General features: G+C 68.7%; 19 protein-coding genes. All 19 read right to left on the minus strand.

All coding sequences use genetic code 11. From position 1 onward, the window contains the following. Nucleotides 1–30 precede the first annotated feature (30 nt). The 19 genes from glmM to rplR all read right to left on the minus strand — a co-directional run bounded on the left by glmM (nt 31) and on the right by rplR (nt 14,674). Entirely contained in the window at nt 31–1,386 is a 1,356-nt protein-coding gene (gene glmM, locus C1C97_RS04695) for a phosphoglucosamine mutase (protein WP_121030236.1), read from the minus strand. A 48-nt stretch (nt 1,387–1,434) separates the two neighbouring features. Further along, nucleotides 1,435–2,475 carry a polyphosphate kinase 2 gene (gene ppk2 / locus C1C97_RS04700; protein ID WP_110919118.1) on the minus strand — a complete coding sequence of 347 codons (1,041 nt, stop codon included), beginning with the start codon at nt 2,473–2,475 and terminating at the stop codon, nt 1,435–1,437. A 181-nt stretch (nt 2,476–2,656) separates the two neighbouring features. After that, nucleotides 2,657–3,157 carry a 30S ribosomal protein S9 gene (gene rpsI, locus C1C97_RS04705; protein WP_110919117.1) on the minus strand — a complete coding sequence of 167 codons (501 nt, stop codon included), beginning with the start codon at nt 3,155–3,157 and terminating at the stop codon, nt 2,657–2,659. A 31-nt stretch (nt 3,158–3,188) separates the two neighbouring features. Further along, nucleotides 3,189–3,632, minus strand: coding sequence for a 50S ribosomal protein L13 (gene rplM, locus C1C97_RS04710; protein WP_019309628.1), 444 nt, complete (start codon nt 3,630–3,632; stop codon nt 3,189–3,191). A 247-nt stretch (nt 3,633–3,879) separates the two neighbouring features. Further along, complete coding sequence (locus C1C97_RS04715; RefSeq protein WP_110919115.1) at nt 3,880–4,776, minus strand: tRNA pseudouridine synthase A; 897 nt, start codon at nt 4,774–4,776, stop codon at nt 3,880–3,882. A 93-nt stretch (nt 4,777–4,869) separates the two neighbouring features. Next, nucleotides 4,870–5,634 carry a 50S ribosomal protein L17, sunset domain variant gene (gene rplQ, locus C1C97_RS04720; protein ID WP_110919114.1) on the minus strand — a complete coding sequence of 255 codons (765 nt, stop codon included), beginning with the start codon at nt 5,632–5,634 and terminating at the stop codon, nt 4,870–4,872. 71 nt (nt 5,635–5,705) lie between these two features. After that, nucleotides 5,706–6,725: a DNA-directed RNA polymerase subunit alpha gene (locus C1C97_RS04725; protein ID WP_110919113.1), complete on the minus strand. Its 1,020-nt coding sequence runs from the start codon at nt 6,723–6,725 to the stop codon at nt 5,706–5,708. A 148-nt stretch (nt 6,726–6,873) separates the two neighbouring features. Next, nucleotides 6,874–7,278: a 30S ribosomal protein S11 gene (gene rpsK / locus C1C97_RS04730; RefSeq protein WP_012397714.1), complete on the minus strand. Its 405-nt coding sequence runs from the start codon at nt 7,276–7,278 to the stop codon at nt 6,874–6,876. A gap of 58 nt (nt 7,279–7,336) precedes the next feature. Next, entirely contained in the window at nt 7,337–7,705 is a 369-nt protein-coding gene (gene rpsM, locus C1C97_RS04735) for a 30S ribosomal protein S13 (protein ID WP_012397713.1), read from the minus strand. Between the two features lie 158 nt (nt 7,706–7,863). Continuing rightward, nucleotides 7,864–7,977, minus strand: a complete 114-nt coding sequence (gene rpmJ, locus C1C97_RS04740) for a 50S ribosomal protein L36 (RefSeq protein WP_012397712.1) — start codon at nt 7,975–7,977, stop codon at nt 7,864–7,866. 89 nt (nt 7,978–8,066) lie between these two features. Continuing rightward, the gene (gene infA, locus C1C97_RS04745; RefSeq protein ID WP_012397711.1) at nt 8,067–8,288 is read right to left on the minus strand and encodes a translation initiation factor IF-1; all 222 of its coding nucleotides are present in this window, start codon (nt 8,286–8,288) and stop codon (nt 8,067–8,069) included. Between the two features lie 252 nt (nt 8,289–8,540). Next, nucleotides 8,541–9,689, minus strand: coding sequence for a 23S rRNA (adenine(2503)-C(2))-methyltransferase RlmN (rlmN, locus tag C1C97_RS04750; RefSeq protein ID WP_121030238.1), 1,149 nt, complete (start codon nt 9,687–9,689; stop codon nt 8,541–8,543). A 43-nt stretch (nt 9,690–9,732) separates the two neighbouring features. After that, nucleotides 9,733–10,566: a type I methionyl aminopeptidase gene (map, locus tag C1C97_RS04755; protein WP_110919111.1), complete on the minus strand. Its 834-nt coding sequence runs from the start codon at nt 10,564–10,566 to the stop codon at nt 9,733–9,735. 159 nt (nt 10,567–10,725) lie between these two features. After that, complete coding sequence (locus C1C97_RS04760; RefSeq protein ID WP_121030240.1) at nt 10,726–11,292, minus strand: adenylate kinase; 567 nt, start codon at nt 11,290–11,292, stop codon at nt 10,726–10,728. 101 nt (nt 11,293–11,393) lie between these two features. After that, a complete protein-coding gene (gene secY / locus C1C97_RS04765; protein WP_110919109.1) occupies nt 11,394–12,707 on the minus strand; it encodes a preprotein translocase subunit SecY in 1,314 nt (437 codons plus the stop codon). Between the two features lie 188 nt (nt 12,708–12,895). Then, nucleotides 12,896–13,363, minus strand: a complete 468-nt coding sequence (rplO, locus tag C1C97_RS04770) for a 50S ribosomal protein L15 (protein WP_110919108.1) — start codon at nt 13,361–13,363, stop codon at nt 12,896–12,898. Nucleotides 13,364–13,365: 2 nt separating this feature from the next. Beyond that, on the minus strand, nt 13,366–13,572 hold the full coding sequence (gene rpmD, locus C1C97_RS04775; protein WP_110919107.1) for a 50S ribosomal protein L30: 207 nt from the start codon (nt 13,570–13,572) through the stop codon (nt 13,366–13,368). After that, nucleotides 13,572–14,306 (minus strand): 30S ribosomal protein S5, encoded by a 735-nt coding sequence (gene rpsE / locus C1C97_RS04780; RefSeq protein ID WP_110919106.1) that lies wholly within the window; start codon nt 14,304–14,306, stop codon nt 13,572–13,574. Before rpsE ends, rpmD begins: the two co-directional genes overlap by 1 nt. After that, a complete protein-coding gene (gene rplR, locus C1C97_RS04785) occupies nt 14,303–14,674 on the minus strand; it encodes a 50S ribosomal protein L18 (protein WP_110919105.1) in 372 nt (123 codons plus the stop codon). Before rplR ends, rpsE begins: the two co-directional genes overlap by 4 nt.

Consider the following 14,674-nt stretch of genomic DNA (forward strand, 5'->3'; position numbering starts at 1 on the left):
CCGGATGCGTGGCCCTCGTCCTTTTGGGGCTCAGTGCTGCAGACTCAGGTGCTCCTCCACCACGGAGACCAGCTGCTCCGCCTCGCGCCGGGCGTCCTCGTGGGTGGCGGCCTCCACCATGACGCGCACCACGGGCTCGGTGCCGGACGGCCGCAGGAGCACGCGCCCCTCACCACCGAGCCGCTCCTCCGTGGCCCTGACCGCCTCCAAGACGGGTTCGCTGGTCCTGGCCGCGGTCTTGTCCACGTTCTTCACGTTGATCATGACCTGCGGCATCCGGGTCATCGCGGTGGCCAGCTCCTGCAGCGGGATCCCGGTCTGGGCCACACGCGAGGCGAGCATCAGCCCGGTCAACAGGCCGTCGCCCGTGGTGGCGTAGTCCGCCATGATCACGTGCCCGGACTGCTCGCCACCCAGGTTGTACCCGTTGGCCACCATGGACTCCAGGACGTACCGGTCGCCCACGGCGGCCCGCACCAGTGTGATGCCGGCGTCCTCGAGGGCCAGCTGCAGTCCCAGGTTGCTCATGACCGTGGCCACGAGCGTGTCCTGGTTCAGCGTGCCGGCGTCCTTCATGGCCAGGGCGAGGATGCACATGATCTGGTCGCCGTCCACCTCGGTCCCGGTGTGGTCCACCGCGAGGCAGCGGTCGGCGTCGCCGTCGTGGGCGATGCCCAGGTCCGCACCGAACGCGCGCACGGCCTCCTTGAGCGGGCCGAGGTGGGTGGAGCCCACGCCGTCGTTGATGTTCAGGCCGTCCGGTTCCGCGCCGATCACGTGCACGGTGGCGCCCGCGTCCCGGAACGCGTCCGGGGACGCACCCGACGCCGCTCCGTGGGCACAGTCGAGCACGATCGACAGCCCGTCCAGGCGATGGGGAATGGCCCCGACCAGGTGCAGGATGTACCGGTCCTCGGCGTCCGAGAGCCGCGTGACACGGCCCACCTCGGCCCCCGTGGGGCGCATGAACTCCCGCGACTCGTAGACCTTCTGGATGGTGTCCTCCACCGCGTCCGGCAACTTCTTCCCGCCATGGGCCAGGAACTTGATCCCGTTGTCCGGCGCCGGGTTGTGGGAGGCGGAGATCATCACGCCGAAATCGGCGTCGATGTCCCCCACCAGGTAGGCCGCCGCCGGGGTGGGGAGCACGCCGGCGTCGTACACGTCCACACCGGAGCTCGCGAGACCGGCGGTGACCGCGGCGCCCAGGAACTCACCGCTCGCGCGGCCGTCCCGGGCCACCACGGCCGTGGGGCGCCTGCCGGGTTTCGCGTGGCGGTGCCCCAGGACGATCGCCGCGGCCTGCGACAGTTCCATGGCAAGTTCAGCTGTGAGGAGGCCGTTCGCGAGACCGCGGACGCCGTCCGTTCCGAAGATTCTAGACATCGCAGATCATCCTACGACCTGCCACCCGGCAAACGCCGCCCATCCGGGTCAGTCCTTGCCGGGACGGACCACCGGGAAGCCGTCGGGGTTGCTCCCGTTGTCGTCCGTGAAGTCCGTGGCACCCCCCACGATCTTGGAGTCCACGTCACCCACGAGGGCGTGGTCCTTGTTGGGGTACTCGAACTGGGTGAGCACGTGGCGCATGGCCTCCAGGCGGGCCCGCTTCTTGTCGTTGGACTTGATCACGGTCCACGGCGCGTCCCCCGTGTCCGTGTAGAAGAACATGGCTTCCTTGGCCTCGGTGTAGTCGTCCCACTTGTCCAGGGACGCCACGTCCGTGGGCGAGAGCTTCCACTGCCGCACGGGGTCCGTGCGCCGGGACTGGAACCGCGCCAGCTGCTCCGCGCGGGTCACCGAGAACCAGAACTTGATGAGGTGGGTGCCGGAGTTGACCAGCATCCGCTCGAACTCCGGTGCCTGGCGCATGAACTCGTAGTACTCCTGGGAGGTGCAGTAGCCCATGACCCGCTCCACGCCCGCCCGGTTGTACCACGAGCGGTCCATCAGCACGATCTCGCCACCGGACGGCAGGTGCTGCACGTAGCGCTGGAAGTACCACTGCGTCTGCTCGATCGCGGTGGGCTTCTCGAGTGCCACCACGCGCGCCCCGCGGGGGTTCATGTGCTCGGTGAAGCGCTTGATCGCACCGCCCTTGCCGGCCGCGTCCCTGCCCTCGAAGATGATGAGCAGCTTCTGGCCCGTCTCCTTGATCCACAGCTGGAGCTTGAGCAGCTCGATCTGCAGTGCCCGCTTGGTGCGCTCGTACTCCTTGCGGGAGAGCTTCTCGTCGTACGGGTACCCGATTTTCCAGGCGGCGGAGTCCTGCGCACCCTTCTCGTGGTGCAGCTTCTTGTCCAGCTCCGAGATCTCGTCCAGCTCCGCCGCGTAGTCCTCCACGACGGACACGCGGTGCTGCTCCTTCTTCAGCGCCTCGTCCACGGCGGCCCCCCGATCGGTGTGCTTCGCAGCCCCGGCCTTCGCCTTCTCGATGACGGCGTTCTCCTGCTGCTGGTCCGATTGCTTGCTCATGCGGGCCCCCTCGTGACGATGCGGTCGGAGCGGCGTTGCTCCACCTGGCATTTTACGCTCGCCCCACGCACCGGCCGGCGCCGAAACACCCGGGGAACGGGACAGGGCCCCGAACCCCGGTCGAAACCGGGGGACGGGACCCTGTGGTGGGACGCCCGGGCGGGACCCGGGGCGCTCCGGATCAGCGCTTGGAGTACTGGGGGGCCTTGCGAGCCTTCTTGAGACCGGCCTTCTTGCGCTCGATGACGCGTGCGTCACGGGTCAGGAAGCCAGCCTTCTTGAGGGCGGGTCGGTTGTGCTCGGCGTCGATCTCGTTGAGCGCGCGCGCCACGCCGAGGCGCAGAGCACCGGCCTGCCCGGAGGGGCCGCCGCCGCTGATGCGGGCGATGACGTCGTAGCCGCCCTGCAGCTCCAGCAGCGTGAAGGGATCGTTGACCTCCTGCTGGTGCAGCTTGTTGGGGAAGTACTCCTCCAGGGAGCGGCCGTTGACGGTCCACTTGCCGGAACCGGGGACGAGGCGCACGCGGGCGATGGCCTGCTTGCGACGACCCACGGCCTGCCCGGGGACGGTCAGCGCGGGGCGCTCCGAGAGGGCGGCACCGGTGGCGGACTGGGTGGACTCGGAGGTGTAGCTGGTCAGCTCCACGTCCTCGGTGATCTGCTCTTCAGTGTTCTGAGCCACGATTCTCCTTATGTGTTTTCGTTGGCCCGAATTACTGGGCGACCTGGGTGAATTCGTAGGGCTTGGGCTGCTGCGCCTGGTGGGGGTGCTCCGCACCGGCGTACACCTTCAGCTTGGACAGCTGCTGGGCGGCCAGCTTGTTCTTGGGCAGCATGCCCTTGACGGCCTTCTCCACGGCGCGCGTGGGGTTCTTCTCGAGCAGCTCGGCGTAGCTGGTGGACTTGAGTCCGCCCGGGTAGCCGGAGTGCCGGTAGGCGCGCTTCTTCTGGAGCTTGGAGCCCGTGAGGGCCACCTTCTCCGCGTTGATGATGATGACGAAATCGCCGGTGTCCACGTGGGGGGCGAAGGTCGGCTTGTGCTTCCCGCGCAGCAGCGTTGCGGTCTGGCTGGCAAGACGACCCAGGACGACGTCGGTGGCGTCGATGACGTGCCACTGACGCTGGACGTCACCGGGCTTCGGAGTGTACGTACGCACGTTGATCTGCCTTCGTTTGTCTGCTGAAGACACGAATACTCGTGTCGATCGGTTCCGCTGTGCTTCGGGGCCCGGGTGAGATCCGGGCGGCATCCGTGCGTCCGCAACCCGGTGCACCGCTCGGCCGTGCGCTCTGCAACATGAGCGACCGATGCGGGTACACGTGAACCGGGGCAGAACACGCACAACAGCGCCCCATGCTACCGGATCGCCGCCGTGCTCGCCAGTTGCGCCGGGGCCCACTGCCTCAGGGTGCGTCCCGCCGAGCCCTGGTGAGGTGGGCGCGTTCCCCGAGTCGGGAGGCCTCGGGATAGTCCACCGCGTCCAGGACCAGCCCGTGGGCGGGCGCCATGAGCACCGAGGCATCACGCTCGCGGGCGCGCAACCGCTCTCCCGGCCAGGTGGCGTCACGGCGCCCCTCCCCCACCCGCACGACGGCACCCACCACGGAGCGGACCATGTGGTGGCAGAAGGCGTCCGCGGTCAGGGACACCGTGATCATCCCCTGCCCGTCCCGCACCACCGATGCGCTCTGCAGCTCGCGCACCGTGGTGGCGCCCTCCCTGGGCTTGCAGAAGCTGAGGAAGTCGTGGAGCCCCACGAGCTCGTGCACCGCCCGGTCCATGGCCGGAACGTCCAGCGGACGGTCCAGCCACCAGGCGTGCGTCCGCGTCAGCGGGTCGTGCCCCGTCACCGCGTCCGCCACGCGGTAGCGGTAGCCGCGGGACAGCGCGGAGAAGCGGGCGTCGAAGCCGGCCGGCGCCACGTCGACGGCGTGCACGACCACCGCGCCCACGGCCGGCTCCCAGCCCTGGGCCGCGCGGTCCTTGCCGAGCACGCGGTTCAGGGCGCCGTTGAGCCGGCGGATGGGACCGGAGGCCCGCCCCGCCACCTGCGTCCGCCCGCCGACCACCGCTCGCCACCGCTGCAGCGGCACGTCGACGTGCACCGTCTGCCGCCGGGCATGGACTCCGGTGTCCGTGCGGCCGGCCACCACGGTGGGGCACGGTTCCCGGAAGACCAGCTCGAGCGCGGACTCCACCGCCCCCTGCACACTGGGCAGACCGGGCTGACGTGCCCACCCCCTGAACGGGGCGCCGTCGTAGCCGAGATCGATCCGCAGTCTGACTGGTTCGTCCTGCACGAGCGTGCTCCTCTCTCCCGACGGACGACGACGCCGCCGCAGGTGACCTGCGGCGGCGTCGTCGACGATGGTGCTGGGACCGGAGAACCCCGACTACTCGGAGATCTTCTGGGCAGCGGCACCGCCTGCGGGCTGGAAGCCGGCAGCCTCGGCGTTGGCCGGGGAGTCGAACCAGATCTCCGCGGTGGTGCCGGAGTACCAGCGCGAACCGGGCACGTGGTACTTCATGGAGTTGCGGTTGCCCTTGATCGCGAAGCCCTCGGGGGCCTCACCGGACTCGAGGGGGGCGTGCGAACCCGGGAACTCGGCGTCCTGGTTCTCGGCGGCGACCTCGGCGGCCTCCTCCGAGCCCACTGCGGGGGCCTGCTCGTCCGCCGGGATCTCCTTCGCCTTGACGTCCTCGGCCGTGGAGCCGGCCGGGGTGTCGACGGGAGCGGCCGGGGCCGGAGCGGCCTTGGCGGTGGCGCGCTCGGCCTCGGAGACGGTTGCCTTGGAGGCGACCGGCTCCATGACCAGCTCGATCACGGCCATGGGGGCGTTGTCGCCCTTGCGGTTGCCGATCTTGGTGATGCGGGTGTAGCCGCCCTCGCGACCCTCCATGGCGGAGGCGATGCTGGTGAACAGCTCGTGCACCACGGACTTGTCGGTCAGCTGGCGCATGACGCGACGGCGGGAGGCGAGGTCACCGCGCTTGGCGAAGGTGATCAGGCGCTCGGCCACGGGACGCAGGCGCTTGGCCTTGGTCACGGTGGTGGTGATGCGCTTGTGCTCGAACAGCTGCTGGGACATGTTCGAGAGGATCATGCGCTCGTGGGTCGGCCCGGCGCCGAGACGGGGTCCCTTGGTAGGGGTAGGCATATCAGGTCTCCTGGTGATCGGTCCCGCGCGGTCGGCTCAGCGGCCGCGGGGCACGGAAAGTGGTGTGGGCGTCAGTCGAGGTCGACGTCGAACGGGTTGTTGTTGTCGTCCTCGTCCTCGAGGGACGCCGCATGGGCGGCGAGGTCGTAGCCCGGAGGGGAATCCTTCAGGGCCAGACCCAGCTCGCCGAGCTTGTCCTTGACCTCGTCGATGGACTTGGCACCGAAGTTGCGGATGTCCATGAGGTCCGCCTCGGAACGGCCCACGAGCTCACCCACGCTGTGGATGCCCTCGCGCTTGAGGCAGTTGTACGAGCGGACGGACAGCTCGAGGTCCTCGATGGGCAGCGCCATGTCCGCGGCGGCAGCCGCGTCCGTGGGCGACGGCCCGATCTCGATGCCCTCGGCCGCGGAGTTCAGCTCGCGGGCGAGCCCGAACAGCTCCACCAGCGTGGTGCCCGCTGAGGCCACCGCGTCACGCGGTGAGATGGCCTCTTTGGTCTCCACGTCGAGGATAAGCTTGTCGAAGTCGGTGCGCTGCTCCACACGGGTGGCTTCCACGCGGAAGGTCACTTTCAGGACGGGCGAGTAGATCGAGTCCACGGGGATCCGACCGACCTCCGCGTCACCGGCCTTGTTCTGCGACGCCGAGACGTAGCCGCGCCCGCGCTCGATGGTCAGCTCGATCTCGAGCTGGCCCTTGGAGTTCAGGGTGGCGATGTGCAACTCGGGGTTGTGCACCTCCACACCGGCGGGAGCGGAGATGTCCGCCGCCGTGACCTCACCCGGGCCCTGCTTGCGCAGCCACGCCGTGACGGGCTCGTCCTCCTCCGAGGACAGGGAGAGCTGCTTGATGTTCAGGATGAGCTCGGTGACGTCCTCCTTGACACCCTCCACCGTGGAGAACTCGTGCAGCACGCCGTCGATGCGGATGCTGGTTACGGAGGCACCGGGAATGGAGGACAGGAGGGTGCGGCGCAGGGAGTTGCCGAGGGTGTACCCGAAACCGGGCTCCAGCGGTTCGATCACGAACCGGGAGCGGTTCTCGGCCACAGCCTCTTCCGTGAGGGTGGGGCGCTGTGCGATGAGCACTGATGTTTCCTTTCAGCGTGCCTCCGCCATATGACGCACGCAGGTGGTGGAAAACAAAATGGGTGGATGCCGCGGTGAGCAGGCGAGATCACCGCGTCGTTGCGCGGACACCCGGGTCGCACCGACCCGGGTGACCGCGTGACACGAGTCAGACGCGGCGGCGCTTGGGGGGCCGGCAGCCGTTGTGCGCGGACGGGGTCACGTCCTGGATGGAGCCCACCTCCAGCCCGGTGGCCTGCAGTGCGCGGATCGCGGTCTCGCGCCCCGAGCCCGGTCCCTTGACGAACACATCCACCTTGCGCATGCCGTGCTCCTGCGCCCCCTTGGCAGCGGCCTCTGCGGCCTGCTGCGCGGCGAACGGGGTGGACTTCCGCGAGCCCTTGAAGCCCATGCCGCCGGCCGAGGCCCACGACAGGACCGCACCCGAGGGGTCGGTGATGGACACGATGGTGTTGTTGAACGTGGACTTGATGTGAGCCTGACCTTGGGTCACATTCTTGTTCACCTTGCGACGCGGCTTGCGAGCGGCCGTCGCGCGAGTCTTCTGGGCCATGGATTCTCCTACAAAGATCTTCGACGTTGGTCAGCCGTCCCCTGGACGGCGACCACGATTACTTCTTCTTACCGGCGACCGTGCGCTTGGGACCCTTGCGGGTGCGGGCGTTGGTCTTGGTGCGCTGGCCGTGGACGGGCAGACCCCGGCGGTGGCGCAGGCCCTGGTAGCTGCCGATCTCGACCTTGCGGCGGATGTCGGCGGCCACTTCACGGCGCAGATCGCCTTCGACCTTGTAGTTGCCTTCGATGTAGTCACGCAGCTCCACGAGCTGCGGATCGGTGAGATCCTTGACGCGCACGTCCCCGGAGATGCCCGTGGCTTCCAGGGTTTCGAGTGCGCGGGTGCGGCCCACGCCGTAGATGTAGGTCAGCGCAACTTCCAGCCGCTTTTCACGGGGAAGATCAACGCCTGCGAGACGAGCCATAGTGGCGGTTCTCCTTGCTGTTCCGGAGGTCTTGAACACCGCGTCCCGATCGGTTCCCGATCGGTCTCCGGCCTCCGTGCCGGGGGTTGCCGTGCTGGGGAGCAGCGGCTGCGGTGTCCGTTCTTGTCAATCCACTTGCGTGGGCGGGAGCGTTCCCGTCAGCCCTGGCGCTGCTTGTGCCGGGGGTTCTCGCAGATCACCATGACCCGGCCGTTGCGGCGGATCACCTTGCACTTGTCGCAGATCTGCTTGACGCTCGGTTGGACCTTCATCGCATTCCTTCGCGTACTAGTGATGGCGTGGGCACTGTGGTCGGCGGTCCTCGCAGAACGGTGCTGCGCGGGGCTGCCGACCGCAGGTGCTACTTGTAGCGGTAGACGATCCGGCCTCGGGAGAGGTCGTAGGGGCTGAGCTCCACCACGACCCGGTCCTCGGGGAGGATCCGGATGTAGTGCTGGCGCATCTTGCCAGAGATGTGGGCGAGCACCTTGTGACCATTGGTCAGCTCAACACGGAACGACGCATTGGGCAGTGCCTCGACCACAGTGCCTTCGATCTCGATGACTCCGTCTTTCTTGGCCATATCCTCCGCTAACTTCTCGAGGGGTCCGGGTGTCTATCCGGACGGCGGTGCTCGGATCCACCGCGTCCCCAGACGAACAACCCCGCACTGCGCGCGGCAGCGGGGGTGGAAGGTGGTGGGGGCGCGGCTCGATCGGTGAGCACAAACAACCAACGCACGATGATACGCCAGATCACGGTGTCCCGCAAGCCTCGGCAGTGGCCGAGGGGGTCTGCAGGTGGGCCACCCCGCGGCCGCGGCGGCGCCGTGCCCTCACACGTCCGTGGCCAGCTGACCGCACGCGCCGTCGATGTCGGAGCCGCGGGTGTCGCGCACCGTGGTGGGGATCCCGTGCGCCCGCAGCCGCTCCACGAAGTTCTGCTCGACGCCCGGCCGCGAAGCGGTCCACTTGGACCCGGGCGTGGGGTTGAGCGGGATGGGGTTCACGTGCACCCAGCCGGCACCGCGCCTGTTCAGCTTCTCCCCCAGCAGGTCCGCCCGCCAGCCCTGGTCGTTGATGTCACGGATCAGCGCGTACTCGATGGACACCCGCCGGCCCGTGGCGTCGTAGTAGTCACGCGCCGCGTCCAGGGCCTCGTCGACCTTCCAGCGCGTGTTGATGGGGATGAGCTCGTCGCGCAGCTCGTCGTCCGGGGCGTGCAGGGACAGCGCGAGTGTGATGGGCAGCTTCTCGAGCGTGAACTTGCGGATGCCCGGGACCAGGCCCACCGTGGACATCGTGAGCCCGCGCGCGGAGATGCCGAGGCCCTCCGGCGACGGGTCGATGATGCGGTGCACCGCCCCCATGGTGGCCCTGTAGTTGGCGAGCGCCTCGCCCATGCCCATGAACACGATGTTGGAGACCCGCTGCGGGGCCTCCTCGGGATCCCCCACCGCGCCGTCGCGCAGCGCCTTGACCCCCTGCACCACCTGGTCCACGATCTCGGCCGCGGAGAGGTTTCGGGTCAGACCCGACTGGCCCGTGGCGCAGAAGGGGCAGTTCATCCCGCAGCCGGCCTGGGACGAGATGCACATGGTCACGCGCTTGTCGTAGCGCATCAGCACGGACTCGACCATGGCGTTGTCGTACAGCCGGTGCACCGACTTCACGGTCATCCCCTGGTCCGCGTGCAGCTGGCGCACGGTCTTCAGCAGCGGGGGCATGGCCTTGGCCACGAGCTCCTCGCGCTGACTCGCCGGCAGGTCCGTCATGGCGGCGGGATCCGCCTCGAAGCGCTCGAAGTAGTGCTTGGACAGCTGCGAGGCCCGGAACGCCGGGTAGCCGGCTTCCGTCAGGAACTGCTTGCGCCCGGCCATGTCGAAGTCCGCCAGGTGCAGCGGCGGCTTGCCGCGGCGCGCGGGCTTGAAGACGAGCTGTCCGGTCTCGGGTTTCGGTGTGATCTCTACGGGCTGTGCGGTCATGGCTGTCCTCTCCCGGGTGGGGCGTCTCGGTGCGTGGGTCGTGTCAGGAACCGGGGACCGGAACCGGCCGGACCCCGAGGGGCTCGAGCTCCGCGGCCCCGCCGTCCTGGGCGGTCAGCACCCACAGACCTTCGCTGTGCAGGCACACGCTGTGCTCCCACTGGCTGGCACGGGAACCGTCGACGGTCACCACCGTCCAGTCGTCCTCGAGCACGCGGGTCTCGATGCCCCCGCGCACCAGCATGGGCTCGATGGCCAGGGCCATCCCGGTCACGAGCCTGGGGCCGCGGTGCCTGCTCGCGAAGTTCGGCACGTCCGGGGCCATGTGCATCTCCGTGCCGATGCCGTGACCCACGTAGTCCTCGAGGATCCCCAGCCGCCCACCCACGGTGGCGCGGACGTGGTTCTCCACGGCCTGACCGATGTCGCCCACGTGGGTCCCCGTGGCCACGGCCGCGATGCCGCGCCACATGGCCGCGCGCGTGACGTCGGAGAGCTCCTGGTCCGCGGGGTCGTGCTGCTGGCCCACGAGCACGGTCCGGGCGGAGTCGCCGTGCCAGCCGGCCACGACGGCCCCGCCGTCGATCGAGACGATGTCCCCGGCCGCAAGCACCCGCTCCCCCGGTATCCCGTGGACCACTTCGTCGTTGACGGAGGTGCACACGGTGGCCGGGTAGCCGTAGTAGCCCAGGAAGTTCGACTCCGCACCGTGCTCGTCCAGAACGGCGCGGAAGGCCGTGTCGAGCTCCGCCGTGGTGGCGCCGGGAACCGCGGCCGACACGGTGGCGTCCAGCGCGAGGGACGTCACCACCCCCGCGCGGGACATGGCCGCCAGCTCGGCGTCCGTCTTCAGTTGGATCTTGCGGCGTCCGAACACGGTGCTCGGGTCCTCCCCTGGTTCGACTGCGTGTGGTGACTCTGTGGTGTTTCGACGGGCGGGCCCCCGGGCCGGTGCGGTGCACCGGCCCGGGGGCCGCGTCCTGGATGTTCTGCGCGGCGTGGGTGCCGCTGGGCCGCCCGCGACGGGCGGCGGTGTTCAGCGCGGCAGTGCCGCCATGATGCGTTCCGTCACCTGGTCGATGCTGCCCAGCCCGTCCACCCGCACCACGATGCCGCGGTCCTCGTAGACCCCGACGACCGGGGCGGTCTGCTCGTCGTAGACGTCCAGCCGGTGCCGGATGACGTCCTCGGTGTCGTCCGTGCGCCCCTGCTCCTGGGCCCGCCCCAGCAGGCGGGACACGAGTTCGTCGTTGTCCGCCGTGAGCAGCAGGACCACGTCCAGTGCCACACCGTTGGCCTCGAGGATGCGGTCGAGCTCCTCGACCTGTGCCACGGTGCGCGGGTAGCCGTCCAGCAAGAAGCCGTTCAGGACGTCGTCCTGGGACAGCCGGTCCCGGACCATGCTGTTGGTCACCGAGTCGGGAACGAGGTTTCCAGCGTCGGTGTAGCGCTGCGCCTCGCGGCCCAGCTCCGTCCGGTCCTTGATGTTGGCCCGGAAGATGTCCCCCGTGGAGATGGCCGGAACCTCCAGCCGCTCGCAGATCCGCGCGGCCTGTGTGCCCTTGCCCGCGCCCGGCGGTCCGATGATCAGCATGCGGGTCATGTTCTCTCCTTGGGTCGACGTGAACTCTGCTCCACTCTACCGGCCCCGGCGCCCAGGACCGGGGCGCGCGTCAGGCCCCGGGCGACGTCGCCGTGCCCGGCTCAGACGCGCAGCAGGCCTTCGTAGTGGCGCTGCTGCAGCTGGGCGTCGATCTGCTTCACGGTGTCCAGTCCCACGCCCACCATGATGAGCAGCGACGGACCGCCGAACGGGAAGTTCTGGTTGGCGTCGAAGAGCACGAGCGCCACGAGCGGGATCATGGACACGATGCCCAGGTACAGCGCACCGGGCAGCGTGATCCGGGAGAGCACGTAACGCAGGTAGTTCTCGGTGGGACGGCCCGCGCGGATCCCCGGGATGAAGCCGCCGTAGCGCTTCATGTTGTCGGAGACCTCTTCGGGGTTGAACGTGATGGACACGTAGAAGTACGTGAAGGCCACGATCAGCAGGAAGTAGACCGTCATGTAGATCGGGTGGTCACCGCGGGCCAGGTACGTGTTGACCCAGTTGACCCACCCCGGAACGGGGCTGCCGTCGTCGGGCATGGCGAACTGCGCGATCATCGTGGGCAGCATCAGCATGGAGGACGCGAAGATGATGGGGATCACGCCGGCCATGTTGACCTTCAGCGGGATGTAGGTGCTGGTGCCGCCGATCGTGCGCCGGCCCACCATGCGCTTGGCGTACTGCACGGGGATCCGGCGCTGCGACTGCTCCACGAACACCACGCAGGTGATGACCACGAGTCCGATGGCGCACACGCCCAGGAAGAGGCCCCAGCCGCGGGTGCGCAGGATCTCCCCGAGCGCCCGGGGGAACGTGGCCGCGATGGAGGTGAAGATGAGCAGGGACATGCCGTTGCCCACGCCGCGGTCCGTGATCCGCTCACCGAGCCACATGATCACCGTGGTCCCGGCCGTCATGGTGATGATCATGACCACCAGCACGAACAGCGAGTCGTCCGGGATGACCGGCAGGGGGCAGTTGCCCAGCAGGTTCCCCGAGCGGGCGAGCGAGATGACCGTGGTGGCGTTCAGTGCCGCGAGACCGATCGTGAGGTAGCGCGTGTACTGCGTCAGCTTCGTCTGCCCCTGGGCACCCTCCTCGTGCAGCTCCTGGAAGCGTGGAATCACCACGCGCAGCAGCTGCACGATGATGCTGGCCGTGATGTAGGGCATCACACCGAGCGCGAAGACGGACAGCTGCAGGAGGGCACCGCCGCTGAACAGGTTGACCAGGTCGTACGCGCCACCCGTGGTGTTGCCCATGGCCAGGCACTGCTGGACGTTGCCGTAGTCCACACCCGGGGCTGGGATGAACGTCCCCAACCGGTAGATCACGATGATCCCGAGTGTGAACAGCAGCTTGTTGCGCAGCTCCGGCGTGGTGAACGCCCGCGCGAAAGCACTGAGCACTGGTCCTCCTCCAAAAACGTGGTGGCCCGGGAGGTCCCGGCCCCGGGCAAGTCTAGCCAAGGATGAGCGGCAGCCCTGTGGCCCACCGCAGAAGCATCCCGGCAAAGCAGTGGGCCCCGCGCCGTCGAGACGGCACGGGGCCCACTCCAGTTCAGGGACTCACCCTACAACCGGATGCTGGAAACGGATCACGCGTTCTGCGTGGAACCGCCGGCCGCAGAGATCTTCTCGGCCGCGGTGGCCGAGAACTTGTCCGCGGTGATGTTCAGGGCCACGGAGATCTCCCCGCTGCCGAGAACCTTGACGGGCTGGTTCTTGCGAACCGCGCCCTTGGCCACAAGGTCCGCGACGGTGACGGTGCCACCCTCGGGGAACAGCTCGCCCAGGCGGTCCAGGTTGACCACCTGGTACTCCACGCGGAACGGGTTCTTGAACCCGCGCAGCTTGGGCAGCCGCATGTGCAGCGGCAACTGACCGCCGGCGAACCCGGCCTTGACCTGGTAGCGCGCCTTGGTGCCCTTGGTACCGCGACCCGACGTCTTGCCCTTCGACGCCTCACCGCGGCCAAGACGGGTCTTGGCCTGGTGGGAACCGGGAGCGGGACGCAGGTGGTGGACCTTCAGAGCGTGGCTCTTCTTCTGGGTGTTCTCAGCCATGCTCAAGCCTCCTCGACCTGGACGAGATGCGACACCGTGTTGATCATGCCGACGGTGGCCGCATCGGCCTTGCGCTCCACGATCTGACCCGGACGCTTGAGACCGAGCGAACGCAGCGTGTCGCGCATGTTCTGCTTCTGCCCCACCATGGAGCGGACCTGCTTCACGCGCAGGTTCGCACCGGTGGCCTGAATGCGCTTTCCGTTCATCACGCACCTGCCTTCTGGATGTCACGCAGCAACGGCGCGGGAACAACCTCGTCCATGGGCAGACCGCGACGGGCCGCCACGGACGCGGGCTCCTCGAGCTCACGCAGCGCCTGGATGGTCGCGTGCACGATGTTGATCTGGTTGGACGAGCCGAGGGACTTGGACAGCACGTCGTGGATGCCGGCGCACTCCAGCACCGCACGCACCGGACCACCGGCGATCACGCCGGTACCCGGGGTCGCCGGGCGCAGCATGACGACGCCCGCGGCGGCCTCACCCTGCACGCGGTGCGGGATGGTGCGGTCCTCCACGCGGGGGACCCGGAAGAAGTTCTTCTTGGCCTCCTCCACGCCCTTCGAGATCGCGGCGGGAACTTCCTTGGCCTTGCCGTAGCCGACCCCGACCATTCCGTTGCCGTCACCCACGACCACCAGGGCGGTGAAGCTGAAGCGACGACCGCCCTTGACGACCTTGGACACGCGGTTGATGGTCACGACGCGCTCGAGGAACTTGTCCTTGTCGTCGTCGCGGCCACCGCGACCACCGCGGCCGCCGCGGTCGTTGCCGCGACCGCCACGGTCACTGCCGCGACCGCCGCGCTCGTTGCGACCGCCACGACCACCGCGGTTCTCGTCCGTCCCCTGACGGTCCGAGGTGGTGGCCCCGGCCGTCTCGTTGGAACCGTTGGTGGCTTCGCTCACCTGAGTTTCCTTCTCGTTCTTCTGCTCGCTCACAGCGCCAGACCTCCTTCACGGGCACCCTCGGCCACCGCGGCCACACGGCCGTGGTACTTGTTGCCGCCGCGGTCGAACACGACGGTCTCGATCCCCGCAGCCTTGGCACGCTCGGCGACCAGCTCGCCGATGCGCTTGGCCTTGGCGGTCTTGTCGTCCGAGGACGCACGCAGGTCGTTCTCCATGGTGGACGCGGAGACCAGGGTGAAGCCCTTGTCGTCGTCGATCACCTGGGCGACCATGTGGCGGGTGGAACGCGTGACCACCAGGCGGGGGCGCAGCGCGGTTCCGGCGATGTGCTTGCGGACGCGGCGGTGCCGCCGTGCGCGCTGAGCAGCCTTCGACTTGCCCTTGATTACGAGAGCCAT

The sequence above is a fragment of the Kocuria tytonis genome, assembly GCF_003226895.2.
GTDB lineage: Bacteria > Actinomycetota > Actinomycetes > Actinomycetales > Micrococcaceae > Kocuria > Kocuria tytonis.